This is a genomic window from Methanofollis aquaemaris (assembly GCF_017357525.1).
GTDB classification, from domain to species: Archaea; Halobacteriota; Methanomicrobia; order Methanomicrobiales; family Methanofollaceae; genus Methanofollis; species Methanofollis aquaemaris.
On record NZ_CP036172.1, the window covers coordinates 1,486,837 to 1,504,238 of the forward strand.

The following is a 17,402-nucleotide window of genomic DNA, read 5'->3' on the forward strand; positions in this document are numbered from 1 at the left end:
AGATAAGATATGGCACGGTTCCCCGAAGCTGAAGCACGGCTGCTCAATGTCAAGATCTGCATGCGTTGCAACGCACGGAACGCGGTACGGGCAACACAGTGTCGCAAGTGCGGCTACAAGCACCTGCGCCCAAAGAACAAGGACCGCAAGGCCTGATCACGGGAAGAACAGAGGGGGACTTGTGCCGGCAGGGGGGCCGGCGAGCCCTCACCATTCTTTTGTGTATTCGTTTTGCTGAGCCGTAGGTTCGGCTCACACACTGTAATAGGTGACTTTCTTTCCTTTCTCAGAGTATTCGCCGGCAAAGGTTTCGAGGTTGCGCTTGTACCCGATCCGATCGACGACGCCGAGTGCACGCAGATGTTCCCGCACCTGCATCACGTCCGCTTCGTCGCTCCAGTCGCGGGTGTAGACATAGACCACTTTGCGGTCGTCGCGTGAGTCGGGGTTCGGTCTGGCAGTGCTCACCTTCGCGGAGATGCCGAGGTCGCCGGCAAGGGTGGCGTCACGAATTTTCTTCCAGAGGGCGTCGACTCCTGAGATATCGGAGAAGATGAGCCATTTTCCGGCCTGTTCATCGTTGGGGCTGAGATCCTGGACCGCGGGGTTGTCGACGGTGATCCAGTACATCTGCGTGGTTCTGGTGGGGACGACCCCCTCGCCGGCCATGACCATCCGGTAGACTGCTTCGGTACTCCCAAAGCGCGTGAGGAGGGCGTCGGCGAGGGGGGGGTAGTCCCTGGAGAATCCGGCAAAGATCGCATCGAAGTCATTGAAAAAGTCGATCCCTGCTTCGACGCGGGAGAAGAGGGGGGCGCCGCGTGCTTCGAGCCCTCTGCTCAGCAGGATCTCAAAGATGCCGTAGGCGGCATCGGCAAGGGTATCGAAATCGACCTCATCCATGATTCATTTCTTGGAGAGAGGATGAAAAAAGGTTGTCATCCGGGCCGCGCCCGGTATCACGGGATAGGTCAGGCTCTGAGGGCGTCGGCCACGAGGGTCGCGGCCCGTTCGCCGGAGAGGAGCATGCCGCCAAAGATGGGACCCATCCGGCACTCGCCCGCGACGGCGTTGGCGGCCATGCCGCAGACCCAGAGGCCGGGGAAGACTTCTCTGGTGTGGTCGACAATCCTGGTCTCGGCCCGCTCGGCCCACATGTAGCCCTCGCCTTTGATCGCGAGGTCGGCACCCTTGCGGGCGACCATGTGGGAGATGGTGGCGTCGTGACCGGTGGCGTCGACGACGGCGCGGCACCTGATGGTGAGGGGGTCGACGTGGAGGCCGGCCATCTCGACCGGGCTCCAGTTGATGACCAGGCCGGAGACGCGGCCGTCGCCCTTGACGACGACGTCTTCGACGGCGATGAGGTTAAAGAACTCGGCGCCGGCGGTGCAGGCGCCGGCAGTGAGTTTGGAGACGGCCTCCACCGACTTCGCGACATGGTAGCCCGACTCGAACTCGGCCGAGACGATGCCAAAGTGATCGAGGAGGTGTTTTGCGCTGTCCTGGACGACGATCCTGGGGAACATCATCCCGCCGCCCCACATGCCCCCGCCGATGGAGAGTTTCTTCTCAATGAGCGCTACCTTGAGGCCGTTCTCGGCAAGAAGCGCGGCGCAGGCGATCCCCGAGGGTCCGCCGCCGACGACCGCGACGTCGAGGTCGAGGTACTCGGTCATTGTCTCCATCTGGGTGGCCAGGATCGCCCTGCTGATTGTCACTTCATCGAGTTCCATCGCTTCCACTTCGCAGAACAGATAGGGCATCACCCTACAAATAGCCACTCTCCGGCAGGGGTAAAGACAGAGGTATTATGAAGAGGGAAGGTACAGTGAATATCTGATAGTAATATGAAATGGAAGCGTGATCTGGGGCTCACGATGAGACAGATTATGACCTGGGCACTCCTGCTCCTGGTCTATCTGGTCTTTCTCACGATCCTCGGAACTTTGTTCGGTGTCGGGCCGTGGACGCTCATCGGTATCGCCTTCGTGATAGCGTTCGCTCAGTATTTCTTCTCGGACAAACTGGTGCTGATGAGCACCGGGGCCCGCGAGGTGTCGCCCGAGGAGTATCCCGTGCTCCACGACGTGGTGGAGAAACTGGCCGCCGAGGCCGGGATCCCCAAGCCGCGGGTCGCGGTGATGCCCACCCCGGTCCCGAACGCCTTTGCGACGGGGCGGAGCCCGAGCCATGCGGTGGTCGCGGCGACCGATTCGATCCTGCGTCTGCTCACCCGCGATGAACTCGAAGCGGTGCTTGCCCATGAGATTGCCCATGTGAAGAACCGAGACGTGATGACTCTCACCATTGCGAGTTTCCTTGCGATGGTGGCGGCGATCATCATGCAGAACGCCTGGCTCTTCTCCATCGCGGACCGCCGGGAAGGGGGCGCATGGATGGCCGCATGGGCCGTCTCCATCGTCGTCTGGATCGTCTCCACGCTGTTGATCAGATCGCTCTCCCGGTACCGGGAGTTCGCGGCGGACCGCGGCAGCGCATACATCACGGGGAACCCGAAGGCGCTCGTCTCCGCGCTCTACAAGATCAGCGGACGGATGGACATGGTGCCTGCCGAGAAGAGGAGAGAGGTCGAGGGGGCAAACGCCTTCTTCATCCTCCCGGCCATCTCGGGCAACACCCTGATGGAGCTCTTCTCCACCCACCCGACCCTGGAGAAGCGGGTGGAGGCGCTTGAGGCGCTCGAAGAAGAAGTCCGGTATATGCCGAGGTAACCCCTCGGGCAATACCATTTTATCTTCAGGGCGCGAATATTGTAAGGTATTCCCATACGGAATGCAACGCATCGATGGTCTAGTGGTATGACTTTGGCCTTCCAAGCCAATAGCCCGGGTTCAATTCCCGGTCGATGCATCGCTTTTGAAAAGATTGTTCTGAGCAGAGGAGCGCAGGCTTGTGCGCGGTTTCCGGTTCGTGCACGGAGCGAGGTGGTTGGCGGCACGGCGCCGGGAAGAAGATTTATTACCGCCCTGCACCTACCTATATAAGGACACGGGCTCGTGGTCTAGCTGGTTATGACGTCGCCTTCACACGGCGGAGGTCCTGAGTTCGAATCTCAGCGGGCCCACTTATCTTGCCATTTTTACAGATTTAGACCGATTCCACCATTACATTTGTTTGAAGATCGTACGTAGCGTTATCGGCCAATTGTCCAGTTCTTGGAGATCTATATTCTGGAACAAGTAATTCTCCGATTACATTGGGGCATGCCTCCGTTTCTGAACTCTATAGATTACAGCCGTTTTCGCTTTTTCCTCCTCGTTTCATATCTCTCATGTCCCCGATAGATCAATGAATATATCAGAGATGGCATCTACGCTGTACAACATATCCTGGCGGTGGAACAGCGATGGGGACCGACATAAACCTCTGTGTTGAGATCAAAGGAAGAAATGATGACGAGTGGAGACCGATCCTGGTTCCCAATCCCTACTATGACAAGGCCAACCTGGAATCAAAGCCTTACTCCCCGTCCAGAATGTACAATATACGAAACTCCGATCTGTTCGCGATATTGGCTGGCTTGGGAAACAGGACAATCAGTCCCAGTGGCGACAAATACGACAAGTTTACCATAATCTCCGAGCCGCGAGGTCTGCCTCCCGACGTTTCGCAGGAAGTCAGGGAAGAGCACGAGACGCTTTTGAAGGGTTACGATGGATGGGATGAGGAGGACTTCTATACATCGTGGCTTACGATCGGTGAGATCCTTGCTTTCGACTGGGACCAGTTTGTGACAATCAAGATCAACGTCAGTGAAAAAAACTATCTGAATATCATGAACGATAGGCCATTGGTTTATGATGGTGATCTAGACCTGCATAAAATCAGGAATATCTCTCGATCCGAGATGGACCGGATCATCAAGGGAGAAATTCCCAGGGAGGAGGGCACTTTTTACTACTCACTTATTGAAAAAGATATAACCTACCGCGAGCGCGTCGGCCCATTTCTAGAATTTTGCGAATACCTCGACTTCCAATTCAGTACTGGCAGCAATGCTGAGCGGGGCTCGAACGTCAGGCTCGTTTTCTGGTTTGATTTCTGAACGCATCGATAATGATAGTAAAAAAACCATTTTTTGGCTCTGTAGAATTAGGCATGAACGTGGGGTTCGAGCATACGTGATGAAAATTTCTCGTCACTTGCTCTCTCTCTCTTTTCAAGACAGGAGAATCGGTGGGGATCGTATTCCATCGCCGCCCCCACCATCTTCGGTCCGTGGGGGGTCTCGGGGGGTGAAACCCCCTCGGCGCGAGATGGCAGGGAAATCTCGACGATGGGGGGCGGCTGATCCATGAGAAGAATTTTCTATCCTCTGTGTATTGGCTTCAACGTGATATGACGAGTTCAAACTCTTATGCAAACCTGAAGAGAGGATCTTCGGGATCATTTTTCCATGAAAACCCCATTGAAATCAGAAATAGAATTCAATGTGTCGGTTTTCATTGGTTCAACTTGAGGCTCTTGCCTCATGCTGTTTCATGGTAAACCCTCATTTTTTTGGTTCGAGTATGATTCAACCTCCTTCCTCTATCTTCACACCCCCCGGCGAAGAGAATGATCGAGAGGATTTTTACAAAACCTTAGGAACCTTATTCACTGATGTTCTCGATATCTCGAATGTTTAAATGAGTCTTTAAATAAATAATAACCAGAAATTGGGAAAAAATTCATAAGGGTTTAATATGTACATATATTCCCCAGGCATATTATAAAATAAAGGATTTTAATGACATTCAAAAGAGAATTCGTGCAAGATGATCACGTCGGAGGCCGTACTATGAAAAAAACTATTGTTGTCCAGCGAAATGATCCAGATACCGATGCTGCTACCAATTCGCGGAAGCTGGCAGAACTCAAGGAGTTAGCACATGCTGCGGATTATGTGGTTGTTGGCACATTTGTGCAATCAATATATCCTAACAGGAAATACCAGATAGGTCCCGGGAAAGTGGATGACCTTGCAGGGCTTGTGGAATCTCTGGATGCTGAAAAAGTAATTTTTAACAACCAGCTGTCAATGACGCAGATCTACAATATCTCTGAGACGTGCAAATGTGAAGTAATGGACAGGTTCCAGCTTATTCTTGAGATATTTGCTGCAAGAGCCACTACAAGACGTGCAAAACTACAGGTAGAACTTGCGAAATTACGATATGAACATCCTAAAGCAAGATCTATTGTTTCCCTGCAGAAGAAGGATGAAAGGCAGGGCTTTATGGGTCTTGGAAGTTATGAGGATTCTTATGAGCAGGATATTAAGAAAAAGATCGTAAGAATCAGGACCGAACTTCTTCAGCATGGAAATGGGAGCGAGTCACTTCGCAGTTTCAGGCATGAAAGAGGATTTTCCCTTGTAGCTCTGGCAGGTTATACGAATGCGGGAAAAAGTACTCTTTTCCAGTCACTTGTAGAGGAAGAGACAGTAGTCAAGGACATGCTCTTTACGACACTATCTCCTACCACACGTTCTCTCATGGTTAATAACAGAAAAATGCTTCTGACCGATACTGTGGGATTTATCGAAGACCTCCCACACTTGATGGTGGATGCGTTCAAGTCAACGCTTGATGAGATATTCCTGGCCGATATCATTCTTCTTGTGGTGGATATGAGTGATCCGGTGGATATTATCAGACAAAAACTGGCTGTCAGTCATGATATCTTCGGGGAGAGAGCAGACGGTGTTGTGATCGTTACTGCTCTTAACAAGGCCGATCTTCTTTCTGATGAAGAACTGCAGGAAAAAATGGAAGTGATCAGTGATCTTGCTCCTGCTCCTGTCATGATATCTGCAAGATCAGGAGAAGGTCTTGACGAACTTAAACGGGTTCTCTATGAGAACCTTCCTGAATGGGAACATTGCAGGATATCTGTCCCGATGTCCGAAGAGGGTATATCCATGGTATCGTGGCTTTATGATGAAGGCATTGTGCACACGATCGAGTATGGGGATGCTATTCGCATGGAAATAGAAGCAAGGGATGAAATAATTCAAAAAGTGAAGCCTTTCGCCATGTATTCTTAATAATGTTCACAGAAAATTCATCGATTGCCAGATGAGTGAGATAAAGCAGGTTTTGCACTACTTCAGAGCACTCTGCCAGACTATCCCTGCGTATGCCGATCATCCTGAACACCGGTTTGACGGTGGGGCTCGCCGCCCCCCGATCCCCTGGCGTCACGATAGGTCGTGGACTGCAACGCACCCGTCATGGTCATCCATTCTGCCTTCCCGATCCTATCTTGATCCAGGGGCCCGGTGGCCGCGCCCCCGGTGAAAGGGTAAGGGAAGGCGTGATGATCAAAACGTGCCGCCCTCAATCGTTAAATCTTCACCGCCGTCTCGCGCCGGGGACAAGTGCCCCCACGACGATGATAAGTGGGGCAGCGATGGAACAAGATCCCCATCGGTTCTTCAGTCTTGAAAAGAGAGATCAAGCGACGAAAAATGTTCATCAGGTATGCTTGAGGCACCCTCTCACTTCATGCCCAATTCTACAAAGTAAATTCATCAAAATCCTTCTCCCTTTTGTATTTTGATAAATACGAATCCCGCTGTGGGTTCAAATGAAGCCGGATATCGCTGGCTGAAAAATTTCCTGGGTGACGCCTTCAATGTAATTCGTGTGCCACTGGTGCCTGAGATTCTCCATCTTGACTGTGTGCTTTCGGTTCCCAGAACGGGTCTTGCAATCCTATGTCCTGAAGCGTTTGCAGAAGGCATCCCGAAAGTGCTTGAAGACTTTGATACAATATCGGTTTCTCTGGAAGATGCCTCAAGGCTGGCTGTCAATGGTCTGCCCGTTGATGAAAGTCATTACATCATGTCCTTCAACGATCACAACGACAATGAATATATCAGGGAAGAATTGGAAAAACGGGGAATTTCTGTTTATCCGGTGTATTTCGGGGTTCACAACGGACAGGGCGGAAGTCTGCGGTGTGCAACCCAGGCACTGATTCGCAGGCGTGAACAATAATCAGTGATGAGGGAAGTCTTCGTACGGCAAAGAACAGGATCGCGAAGCCATGACCGAAACCAACTCCTCCGGGGTTTACGAAAATTGTGCGGATCCTCGTCTTATTACTTGCCGGACGTCTTCGATCGACCTACAACTCAATACACGATACAGGACTTCGAACAGAGGTTGTGGGAATACGGGATCCCCCCATCACACCACTTCGAGCACTTTCCCGACCACGGACTCAAGATCCTCACCCGAAGACGCAACGGTGAGATCGGCATACCTCTCGTAGAGCGGGACCCGCCAGTCGTACATCTCGCGGAGACTCTGGCCCGGGAGGAGGAGTAAACCCCGGGTCGTGATGTTCTTGAGCCTCTTTGCCATCTCGTCATACGAGATCTCGAGGTACACAACTACCCCTCCGGCCTTCAGGTGCGCCATCGCATCTTCGCTGCACACCACGCTGCCGCCCGTCGCGATCACCGCATGGCCGGGGTGAAGGGAGAGGATCGTCTCCTCCTCGATCCGCCCGAACGCATCCGGCCCGTCCTCGTCGAGGATCTCCTGCAGCATCCTTCCGGTCCGTTCCTGGATCAGGATATCGGTATCGATGAACTGGATGCCGAGGGATTTTGCAAGGATGACGCCCACGGTGCTCTTCCCCGCACCGGGCATGCCGATGAGGACGATGTTTTTGTGATAATGCATACGGCTCTCCCGGGACCCGGTGGACTCAAGGCCCCTCTATTGGTACCCGGGATGGGATCCTGGGGGGGATGAAGGTTTTGTCCCGGAAAATGAGTGCGTCCTGCAGGGATACCTGTACAGGAGGGCAGAAGAGGGAGACGGCTCTCCGTCGTGTATCGCATGCAGGGGAGGGGGCGCCCGGTCCCATTTTTACACATCTCTGGTGCATGGTCAGTGCTCAGGGGTGCAGATCCGCCATCGTCGCCGGGCGGGTCAGTGGGGGTATGCCCCCGGGTATCGGGAAGAAAAACATCTATGTATGAGACATCCCTCTCCTCCTCCATGGAAAACCGACCCCTGAAAGTTCTCGTCATTATGGGCAGCCCCCGCAGGGCAAATACCTACCACGCAGCCGAACGGATCCGCGAGATCCTCCAGGAGAACGCACCGGTGGACTGGGAATATGTCATGCTGCGGGACGTCAGCCTGGAGCAGTGCCGCGGGTGCTATACCTGCTTCGAGCGGGGGGAGGAGCACTGCCCGATCAAGGACGACGCAGCCCTTCTTGAGCGGAAGATGCACGACGCGGACGGAGTAATCTTTGCCACCCCGGTATATGGTTTCCAGGTCTCGGGATTGATGAAGGTCTTCATCGACCGCCATTCCTATATCTTTCACCGGCCCCGGTTCTTCCGGCAGAAGGCGCTTCTCCTCACCAGCGCCGGAGTGATGGGGAACAAAGACGTGCTGGAGTACCTCAACGCCGTGGCCCGCATATGGGGCTTTGAGGTTGCCGGCCGGGCGGGGATCACCTCCCACGCGACCATGGGCCCCCTCCCTGCCTACCGGCTGTGGGAGAACGAAGAGAAGTTGCAGGCGGCGGCAGGGGCCTTTCTCGCCGCACTCCGGAGGGGAACGCGCTCAAAACCGGGATTCTTCGACGTGATGGCGTTCCATATCGGGAGAGCCCCCTGCGATGAGTTAGGCGAACGGTCTCCTGCGGATCACGCCTACTGGACCGACCGGAGGTGGCTCCAGAAGGGAAGACGCTATTATGTGGATGTGCCGGTCAATCCTGTCTACCATGCACTCGGCACGCTCGCGGAATGGTACATGCGGCGGCAGATACGAAAGGATCTGAGGGAAATCGGTTGAACCGGGGCAGATGCAGAAGATGAGAAGGGCTTGCTATGATCACTACGGAATGAGGCGTGGTATGAGTCATGGAACTCCTCGAAGAGGCGGGCTTTGTTCCATCGCGGACTTCAATTCTTAACGAGAATCAAATCGGCATTAAGACTAATTCAAATAGCAAACACAAAAGGAGTTATGGAAAAGAAATACTTTCAAATTCATGGGATTCCAGCAATTCTCTGGGGTTCCCGCTCAAATAAATTATATCTATACATACACGGACAGGCCGGGCGTAAAGAAGAAGCTGAAGCGTTTGCTCATATAGCCTGTCATTATGCGTGGCAAGTTTTGAGTATCGACTTGCCCGAACATGGAGAACGCACAAGAGAAACAAATTCATTTGACCCGTGGCACGTCGTGCCAGAACTATTGTCTGTTATGGAATATATCAAAGGCCGGTGGACACACATTTCTCTATTTGCGAACAGCATTGGTGCATGGTTCAGTATATTGAGTTTTGAAAACGAACAGCTGGAAAAAAGCCTTTTTGTTTCCCCTATTCTTGATATGAAACAACTTATTTCCAATATGATGCTCCGGGCAAATGTATCGGAAACAGAGCTTGAGCGTGAACGTATTATCACCACTTCCTCTGGACAAACTCTTTCGTGGGAATATCTCCTCTATGCTCAAAATCACCCGATTACACAATGGGAGGTTCCAACAGCAATATTGTATGGCGAGCATGACGAACTTACCGATCATACTGTTGTAGAAAAATTTGTGCAACATTTTCATTGCAATCTAACTATTATGAAAAACGGGGAACACTGGTTTCATACCTCAGAACAATTGGAGGTCTTAAATTATTGGATCAAAACGTGCCTTCGAGAATAAACTATCAAAACCCCTCCCCCTTCCTCAATTTGACAGAGATCCCCTGCACAACGATCCTGCTCATGATCTCTTCCCGCAACCGCTCAGGGAGCCTTCCCGACTGCCAATCCCGCTCCCCGGCAACATCACCCCCGACCGCCGCGACAACTTTCAGGGCATAGTACGCCGCCCCGTAGGCGTGCTGCGGGACATGCGCAGTCGCCACCGCCTGGCCTGCGGCACGCGCCGCAAAACAGGCCGCGTCATTCTCTTTCGCCTCGCGGGCGGCGGCATGAGCGGCAAGAGAAGCGCCGCGGATCTCGGCCATCCTGAACACGCCCGTACGGACCCATCTCCGACACGTTTCGATGGCATGACGCGGCCGTTCGTCTCCCGGATATGCACGCTCAAAATATGGAAGCACCCGCTCTGCGCAGTCCGCGGCCCAGGTCGCCATCGAGATCTGATCTTCCCTGCGGTATTTTTTCACAAACAATTTTTGGGCTTTGTAAATCATTGTGATGGTTCTCTTCGACGGGAGGAAGACGGACGTCCGGATCGACGACGACGATCCCGACCCTTTCACCTTCGCGCCCGGTTTACACCCCGCGGGTGGCAACGTGACGACCGAGGGAAAAAGCCGATCATGACCTGGATCTGTGTACAGAGTACATAGAGAGAAGTGTGTACAGGTACCCCTGATAATTTACACACGATCCGGAGAACACCCGGCACCGGTGAGAAGGATAGGTCCCCGGTCGTGATCCGGGCGCGAGTGAAAACGACCGTGAGTACGCCGCATGCATGCTCAGATCGTCGAACGACGGTTGGCCGGCGAGAGATCTCCGGGTGTAAACCGGGCGCGAAGAAGAAAAATAGATCTCTAGATCTGTAGAATCAGGCATGAACCCGAAGATCATGCCGAATTCTCCAGAACCGAATAAACCGGTTGGAGCCGGGATTCGTTCTCCCGGCCCCTTCCGATCCTAACCCGTCGGATCGAACTTTATGGCCCGGTCGTACACGATCTCGTTGTAGGACGGCCCGGTTTTCGTAGCATTCTCCAGGTAACTCCTCCAGATAATGTAGAGCGGCTGGTCAGGCTCGATGCCGTAACTTCCTATACCGGAGGGAACCTCGAAGCAGTGCGGGTCACCCTCGCAATCCCTCGCGATCGTGTAGACATACAGGTACTTCGCATTGGGATTGTCAGGGAGGTACTCCTCGGCAGTCCCGCTGAAGTCCGCGTCGGTGATCGATCCGACGCCGTTCCACACATCCGCTCCATATAAGGAGAAGCTCGAGTACGTCGCCTTGCCCGTGGCTACGTGGTTGACCCCGTAGACGATGATGAACTCATTCGTATCATTGCCGAGGGTGAGCGGCGGGTTTCGCAGGAAGTCGTAGTACTGCGTGGTGTCGAAGAAGGGCGGCGTCGGCGAATTGACAGTCTGGTTCGCGCTCCATAAATACGCGGCATCGTTGCTCGGCCCCACTCCATCGATCCCCCGCTGGATAGCATCATTCCCCATCGGGAAGCCGATACTCGTCGGAAGCTCCGTGGCAGTCAGGTTGCCGTGTTTCTCAAGAATCGCGTTCCTGAGATCTTCGAGATCGTCGGTAAGGTCAAGTTCCGTCTTCCCGGTTCCCCGGACTCTCAGTTCCGGGTACCCGTACGGATCGAGTTCTGTCGTGTTTTTCGGCGTCACGCGGAAGACAGTCGCAGGAGTGTTGTTGATGTACTCAGCACCGGCCTCCTTGTCGGCGAAAAGGGCCGGGCGGATAAATAGGCCGAACGTATCTGAGTCGTTTTCGAGGCCCAGGTTCAGGACGGATGAGGGAAACACCTGGGTGTTCATCATGCCGTCCGAATATCCTGCCGATCGAGCGGCGGCACGGACGCGCTCGTCAATGCCCCTGTCGGCCGTGGCGACGATCATCGTCGTCCGGTTGAACGGATCTCCCGACCCTCCGTTCGTGTTGATGACCTTGTTGTTCAGCGAATCGGCGATGTTGGAAAAGATCCACCTGGTCTCGGTTCCATACGTCCTGCTCATGAGATAATTATCGTACCCGAAGTACCTGCACTCCGGCGGCGTCTGTCCTACGAAAACAACGGCTTCGTTGGGACCGAGATTCCAGAAGGAAGATGTGTTCCCGCTCATTCCAAGCGTTTTCGCAATTTCTGCTATCCGCTCGTCGACCGGATAGCCGGGTGCCGGTGGAACGAAATACGCCAGATACTTTGTGGCGGGATTGTTTCCATATGCAGAAGGCATCACCCCTGAATCATAGAGTTTGATGAGATCGAAATACCCGATCTCGCCTTCCTGCACGATGAACCCGTCCTCTTCTAACGCTTTCTGGAACGCGTCCACGTCACCTGTTTCTCCAGTCTGTGCAAGGCCATGCCCTACCAGCATGGCCACGAGTACTGCAAAGAGGATGTACCGTCTCAAACTCTTCCCCCCTCTGCGGGTGGAATACCATCCGGATGAGAAAAAGTTTTGGTTGTTTCCCGGCCCGACCGCTCGACCCCCTCAATTTCGGCGACCGGAATGTTCATGGGCCGCCACGCACTCTCTCTATCCGGGTGTCGCTTCAATGGATGAATTCATGCAGGCCGCCATCGAAGAAGCCAGAAAGGGACTGAACGAAGGCGGGATCCCCATCGGCTCGGTGCTGGTGATCGACGGTACGATCGTCGGTCGGGGACACAATCGCAGGGTGCAGAAGGGCAGCGCCATTTTACACGCCGAGATGGACTGCCTGGAAAACGCGGGCCGGCTCAAGCCCGGCGATTACCGTCGGGCGGCGCTGTACTCGACGCTTTCCCCCTGCGATATGTGCAGCGGTGCAGTCCTCCTCTACAAAATACCTCGGGTCGTGATCGGCGAAAACCGGACATTCCAGGGACCGGAGGAGTATCTCCGTTCGCGGGGCGTCGAAGTGGTCGTCCTGGACGATGAGGAGTGCGTGCGGATGATGTCGGAGTTCATTGCCGAGAATCCGGAGGTGTGGGACGAGGATATTGGGGAGGAGTAGAGAGATCATACCTTTTCGGGAGGAGGACGCCCCCGATAATCGAAGATACGAATCGAACTTTTCAGTGGGAAGTGCCCTGAATCATATCTCGACGAAACCAGCGAGAAGAAACAGAAGTGCAACGGTTGACTTCACAATCGGACAGAGTTTCATCGCGAGAATGGGGGTTCTGGCGCCGGTGAGGAAGGTCCACATCGCCAGCACGATGAGAATGACGGCGGAGGACCGGAGTACGATCACGGAAACAGGATTCTCCACTCCCGCCGAAAAAGCGACGAGAGCGGCAAGGGCACCGATGAAAATGAGTGTCAATCCCTCTGCAACCCATTCCATCGTGATGATCCTCCGGTTATCCTCAGATATCGGCCCAAAACCGGCAACCACCGACTTCACCGGCGCAATATGTGCCGCACCCCAGAGTATGCTTATCAGGGAACCGACGTAGACGAGGAGATCCGCACTCACCAGGCCATCCACGGCGACGGGTATGCAGGGAACGATTATTATGTGTATCGGCACTTTCCGTCCGGTATAGTCGAGGGCAAACGGCCGCCCAGCGACGCGCTGTTCTCTTCGTCACGATGGATTGTCTGCGTGGCCGGCAAGCGCCTCCTTAACCCCGGCACCCTACGAGAGAGAGTCCCGGCACGAGCATGAGAGAGCAAGGGATCATCTGTCTCTTCCGCCGGACTGGCAACGGGTGTTATGACGGGAGGGCAGATCATCCAATCTACAATCCGTGGAATAGTTGCGTGGATAACTATCCCCTCTGTTGTCAGGCTATATGTCGAACGAAATGTTTCCGTTTCGGAAACAAAACATTTCTGATCCGGGAACAATGTCGGACGCGCCAGCCCAATACTTCATCACATCGCCCAGATCTTTTGATCACACCATTCGGTTCAAAAACAGATCAAACCTCAACACCCAAGAAAAAGAGAAACCCCACCCACCCCGAAAAAAATAGTATCGGGAAGATTATCCTGAGACCTTACGCAACGTGCATGAAGCGGTCGACCAGTTCGCCAATCGCTTCTTTGTCGCCGTACAACTTCTCGCTGAGACCCTTGTCCTCATAGGCCTTGAGCGACGCCACCCTGCTGTCGATCATGCCGGCGGGGAAGATCCCGTTCTCCTCGAAGATCGCACGCTTGGCGGCGAGGGCGTCGGCCGACTCCCAGCACGATGCCGGGAGCTGTTCGAGCTGGTCCAGACGCTCGCGGTACTCGGGCTTGAAGATGTTCACGTCGACGTAGAGCTTCTTTGCCAGTTCGAGAGCGTCGGGCATGTTGATGCCGCGCAGCGAGGTGACGATGAGACCGGCGATCATCAGGTAGGGATCAGCCGAGCCGTCGGGCACCCTGAACTCGATCGTCTGCTTGGACGGGCGCTCCGTCGTGAGACCGCGGTCGTACGGGTTGGCGTCCTGGGTCATGTGGTGGGCACCGGTCCAGCCCAGGGGCACGCGGACCACGACCGAGCGGTTGCGGTCGCCCCAGCAGACGTTGGTGGGCGCCTCCTGGTGCGGCACGAGCCTGAGGTACGAGGTCGGGATGGTGTCGCCAAAGGCGGTCAGGGCGTCGGCGGCATCGAGGATACCGGCGATCATCTTCCTGGCGAGCGGGCTCAACTTCCCTCCCTCGACCATCAGGTTCTGACCATCCTTCTCGACGAGCATGTGGAAGTGCATCCCGCTCCCCGCCTTGCCGACGGTGATCTTGGGGGCAAAGCTGATCTCGACACCGTATTGGTACCCGAGCATCCGCAGAATCCACTTCGCGATGATCAACTGCTCCGCGGCCTCCTCGACCGGCATGGGCAGGAACTCGATCTCGTGCTGCTCGAAGTACTGATCTTCAGTGCTGAAGCAGCCGACCTCGGAGTGGCCGTACTTGATCTTGCCGCCGGCCTTTGCGATCAACCGCAGCGCCTCGGTCCGCAGATCCTCGAACTTGGCGAAGGGTGCGGCGGTGTGGTAGCCCTTCTGGTCGAGGCCGGGGTAGAGATCCTCACGCTCGCTGATCACATAGTATTCCAGCTCGCCGAGGGTCTTGAAGACGCCGCCGGTCTGTCTGGTGAACTCTTCGTTGGCCTTGCGCAGGACATACCCCGGAGCGCTCTCCAGGGGCTTGCCCTCGTAGTCATAGTACGAACAGAGGATCTCGAGCGTCGGCACCTCGGTAAACGGATTGACAAAAGCGGTCCGATAGCGCGGGATCACATACAGGTCGCTGCTCCCCGCTTCGATGAACGAGAAGATGTTGCTCCCGTCGACCCGCTCACCATCGGAGAGGATGGCGTCGAGGTGTTCCTTCGAAGAGATGATAAAGTTGAGCGTCTTGAGCTTGCCGTCCTCTGCAGCATAGCGGAAATTCACCATCTCGATACCATTTTCATAGCAAAAACGAATAATATCGTCTTTGGTAAATTCTGACGACGGCTTCTTGAGGAAGCGGACGAGGTCGTTTGGATTCATCAAGATCTCAGAGTCTTTCATGAGGTTCGGGGTACGTTACGACCGTATGGTTAATCATCTTTTCCTGCACGCTATGTCATGATCGAAGGGCGCCTCTCCCCCAAAACAATTGCATCGCATGATTTTAATAAAAATATACTGGTTATGATATACCCATTCCTGAAGATATCAAAAATCTGGGACAGGTTTCACACCGTCGGTCTGCCCTCTCACGCACCCGCCCAGGGGTGGCGAGGAGTCATTTCAAGATGGAAATATCCTCATAATTCAGGGAGAGAGGGGAAACGCCCCAGCGGAACGCGGCAGGTCCCGGCGGCGAACATTCCCAGTTCAATATACAAGATAGGGCCACGTAGAAATCCCCATACTCTTTACAGACCACTCTGATCCCACACCATCCCACATCAATCGCGCCCGGCGGGGCATGACCATACGATTGGCAGGAAGAGAGTGTGTGCCGCCCCCCACCTATTCTCGTCATGGAGGGATCGGGGGAGGAGCACCTTAGCATTCCTCGTCCTCCCGGTGGAGTGGCCCGTCGATCACGTCGGTGCCGGTCGGAGTCATCCCTGATTCACACTCCAGAAGAGGATTTCTGGAGAGCCAAAAAAAAATTTATCCCTGGCAGCCGGCAGGGCCTTCATCATCCTGTGTCGGACCGAAAACGACCTCAAGGACGCCGTTCCGGTAAGTCATCCACTCCACTTCAAGATCAAAGGAAGGGAGATCGACCTGCTTGCTGTACTGCCTCCCATGGTTCGCCGCGTCGATGTGCAGCACCGAACCCTCCTGCCAGACTCTGATCTCCTCCTCCTGCATCCCGGGGATCTCGGCGGTCACCAGATATTGTCGCTCGGTCTCCTGGACCTCGACCCAGGGCTCGTTCTGGTTCTCGTCATCTTCGACCACGTCCCCGCCGCTTATCTGGGACCAGACCGGTGGCAGGACATGACACCGCCCCCCCTGGATCATCAGGTCGACCCTGAACGCGATCGACCGGCCAGTGCCTTCCGCCATCGCCCGGCAGACCATCCGCCTGATATATTCATTGAGTTGCTGGAAATCTTCGTCTGGAATTTCAGAGTACATACTGATTGTGCCCCCCTTGTGGGTCCGTCGCCCGCAGGCTTGTCCACAAAAATATACTGGCCGCGGGATAATAGGAGTTTGGATGAGGGCACCCACGACCATTATTTGTGGTACGGCTCTCCCCGCAGGATTCTGAACGCACGGTAGACTTGCTCAAGAAGGATAACTCTGACCAGGGTATGGAGGAAGGTCATCCTCGAAAGCGAGAGGCGGAGATCAGAACGGACATAAACCGCATCGGAAAGACCCAGGGGTCCGCCGATCAGAAACGAAACATCCCGCACCCCCTCGATCTCCCACCGGCCAAAGTGCTCGGCGAGTTCTTCGCTCGACCATGCCACACCCGCGGGGTCGAGCGCGACGACCAGGGCACCGTCAGGGACTGCGGCAAGCAACCGTTCCCCCTCCCGCTCCTTGACCTGCACCTCCTCGGCCGGAGAGGCGTTCTTCGGGATCCGCTCGTCCCGCACCTCGACGACCTTCGCCCCCCCGTATGGACCCAGACGTTTCTCGTACTCTGCGATCCCCTCGGCAATGTAGCGCTCCTTCGCCTTCCCGACGGCGACGACACTGATCCGCATATCTGTCCCTCCCTTATTCCTCTATCAGGAGGATATTTACCCGCTCACTCCAGCGCCCCGATGTCCTCGTCCCAGAGTGTCGGGCGATCCAGAATAAACCGGTGCATCATCTCACGGCATGCGAGCAGGTCGAGGTCGACCACCTCGACCCCGTGCTCCTCCAGAAAGTCCCGGGCCCCGGCAAAGTTCGCCGACTCCCCGACGACCACCCGCGGGATCCCGAACTGGACCACCGCCCCGGCACAGAGATAGCAGGGCATCAGGGTGGAGTACAGGACACAGTCCCCATACCTCCCGACCCGCCCGGCATTCCGGAGACAATCGATCTCGGCATGGAGAATGGGATCGTCCTCCTGCACCCGGCGGTTGTGCCCGCGGCCGATCACCGCACCGTCCCGCACCAGCACCGCACCGATCGGGATACCCCCCTCGGCAAGGGAGGCCCGCGCCTCCCGCGCCGCCTCTCCCATGAACCGATCCATCAGTCTCACGATCGTACCTGCGTGTCATCAGATATAGAGT

The 17,402-nt window shown here is 55.1% G+C and carries 18 protein-coding genes and 2 tRNA genes; 10 read left to right on the forward strand and 10 right to left on the reverse strand.

Annotated elements, in window-relative coordinates; translation table 11 throughout:
* The first annotated feature begins 9 nt into the window (after positions 1-9).
* Positions 10-156, forward strand: a complete 147-nt coding sequence (locus RJ40_RS07190) for a 50S ribosomal protein L40e (RefSeq protein ID WP_220680557.1) — start codon at positions 10-12, stop codon at positions 154-156.
* Between the two features lie 96 nt (positions 157-252).
* Here the strand turns inward: RJ40_RS07190 and RJ40_RS07195 are convergent, their stop codons facing one another.
* Positions 253-903: a putative phosphothreonine lyase domain-containing protein gene (locus RJ40_RS07195; RefSeq protein ID WP_265580180.1), complete on the reverse strand. Its 651-nt coding sequence runs from the start codon at positions 901-903 to the stop codon at positions 253-255.
* A gap of 68 nt (positions 904-971) precedes the next feature.
* The gene (locus RJ40_RS07200; protein WP_265580181.1) at positions 972-1,736 is read right to left on the reverse strand and encodes a sulfide-dependent adenosine diphosphate thiazole synthase; all 765 of its coding nucleotides are present in this window, start codon (positions 1,734-1,736) and stop codon (positions 972-974) included.
* 114 nt (positions 1,737-1,850) lie between these two features.
* Here RJ40_RS07200 and htpX point away from each other — a divergent pair, with 114 nt between their 5' ends.
* The 6 genes from htpX to RJ40_RS07230 all read left to right on the forward strand — a co-directional run bounded on the left by htpX (position 1,851) and on the right by RJ40_RS07230 (position 7,007).
* On the forward strand, positions 1,851-2,735 hold the full coding sequence (gene htpX, locus RJ40_RS07205) for a zinc metalloprotease HtpX (protein WP_265580182.1): 885 nt from the start codon (positions 1,851-1,853) through the stop codon (positions 2,733-2,735).
* A gap of 68 nt (positions 2,736-2,803) precedes the next feature.
* Positions 2,804-2,874 (forward strand) — tRNA-Gly (locus RJ40_RS07210).
* 140 nt (positions 2,875-3,014) lie between these two features.
* Positions 3,015-3,088: transfer RNA gene (locus tag RJ40_RS07215), tRNA-Val, on the forward strand.
* 282 nt (positions 3,089-3,370) lie between these two features.
* Positions 3,371-4,069, forward strand: a complete 699-nt coding sequence (locus RJ40_RS07220; RefSeq protein ID WP_265580183.1) for a hypothetical protein — start codon at positions 3,371-3,373, stop codon at positions 4,067-4,069.
* 735 nt (positions 4,070-4,804) lie between these two features.
* Complete coding sequence (gene hflX, locus RJ40_RS07225) at positions 4,805-6,052, forward strand: GTPase HflX (protein WP_265580184.1); 1,248 nt, start codon at positions 4,805-4,807, stop codon at positions 6,050-6,052.
* A 532-nt stretch (positions 6,053-6,584) separates the two neighbouring features.
* Positions 6,585-7,007: a hypothetical protein gene (locus RJ40_RS07230; RefSeq protein WP_265580185.1), complete on the forward strand. Its 423-nt coding sequence runs from the start codon at positions 6,585-6,587 to the stop codon at positions 7,005-7,007.
* A gap of 192 nt (positions 7,008-7,199) precedes the next feature.
* Here RJ40_RS07230 and RJ40_RS07235 read toward each other — a convergent pair whose 3' ends face one another.
* A complete protein-coding gene (locus RJ40_RS07235; protein ID WP_265580186.1) occupies positions 7,200-7,700 on the reverse strand; it encodes a shikimate kinase in 501 nt (166 codons plus the stop codon).
* Positions 7,701-7,994: 294 nt separating this feature from the next.
* Between RJ40_RS07235 and RJ40_RS07240 the strand changes: the two genes are divergently transcribed.
* Both RJ40_RS07240 and RJ40_RS07245 read left to right on the forward strand, forming a co-directional pair.
* Positions 7,995-8,834: a flavodoxin family protein gene (locus RJ40_RS07240; protein WP_265580187.1), complete on the forward strand. Its 840-nt coding sequence runs from the start codon at positions 7,995-7,997 to the stop codon at positions 8,832-8,834.
* Positions 8,835-9,008: 174 nt separating this feature from the next.
* Positions 9,009-9,710 (forward strand): alpha/beta hydrolase, encoded by a 702-nt coding sequence (locus tag RJ40_RS07245; RefSeq protein WP_265580188.1) that lies wholly within the window; start codon positions 9,009-9,011, stop codon positions 9,708-9,710.
* A gap of 4 nt (positions 9,711-9,714) precedes the next feature.
* Here the strand turns inward: RJ40_RS07245 and RJ40_RS07250 are convergent, their stop codons facing one another.
* Both RJ40_RS07250 and RJ40_RS07255 read right to left on the reverse strand, forming a co-directional pair.
* Positions 9,715-10,206: a putative immunity protein gene (locus tag RJ40_RS07250; RefSeq protein ID WP_265580189.1), complete on the reverse strand. Its 492-nt coding sequence runs from the start codon at positions 10,204-10,206 to the stop codon at positions 9,715-9,717.
* Between the two features lie 469 nt (positions 10,207-10,675).
* Positions 10,676-12,148, reverse strand: coding sequence for a hypothetical protein (locus RJ40_RS07255; RefSeq protein ID WP_265580190.1), 1,473 nt, complete (start codon positions 12,146-12,148; stop codon positions 10,676-10,678).
* Positions 12,149-12,293: 145 nt separating this feature from the next.
* Here RJ40_RS07255 and RJ40_RS07260 point away from each other — a divergent pair, with 145 nt between their 5' ends.
* Positions 12,294-12,734: a nucleoside deaminase gene (locus RJ40_RS07260; RefSeq protein WP_265580191.1), complete on the forward strand. Its 441-nt coding sequence runs from the start codon at positions 12,294-12,296 to the stop codon at positions 12,732-12,734.
* An 81-nt stretch (positions 12,735-12,815) separates the two neighbouring features.
* On the opposite strand, the gene RJ40_RS07265 is transcribed toward RJ40_RS07260, so the two are convergent.
* The 5 genes from RJ40_RS07265 to RJ40_RS07285 form a co-directional block, all read right to left on the reverse strand.
* The gene (locus RJ40_RS07265; protein ID WP_265580192.1) at positions 12,816-13,253 is read right to left on the reverse strand and encodes a hypothetical protein; all 438 of its coding nucleotides are present in this window, start codon (positions 13,251-13,253) and stop codon (positions 12,816-12,818) included.
* A gap of 472 nt (positions 13,254-13,725) precedes the next feature.
* Positions 13,726-15,210, reverse strand: a complete 1,485-nt coding sequence (locus tag RJ40_RS07270) for a glutamine synthetase family protein (protein WP_265580193.1) — start codon at positions 15,208-15,210, stop codon at positions 13,726-13,728.
* A 615-nt stretch (positions 15,211-15,825) separates the two neighbouring features.
* A complete protein-coding gene (locus RJ40_RS07275) occupies positions 15,826-16,299 on the reverse strand; it encodes an Hsp20/alpha crystallin family protein (RefSeq protein ID WP_265580194.1) in 474 nt (157 codons plus the stop codon).
* A gap of 101 nt (positions 16,300-16,400) precedes the next feature.
* Positions 16,401-16,880 (reverse strand): 23S rRNA (pseudouridine(1915)-N(3))-methyltransferase RlmH, encoded by a 480-nt coding sequence (gene rlmH / locus RJ40_RS07280; RefSeq protein WP_265580195.1) that lies wholly within the window; start codon positions 16,878-16,880, stop codon positions 16,401-16,403.
* A gap of 44 nt (positions 16,881-16,924) precedes the next feature.
* Positions 16,925-17,362, reverse strand: a complete 438-nt coding sequence (locus RJ40_RS07285) for a nucleoside deaminase (RefSeq protein ID WP_265582626.1) — start codon at positions 17,360-17,362, stop codon at positions 16,925-16,927.
* Positions 17,363-17,402 lie beyond the last annotated feature (40 nt).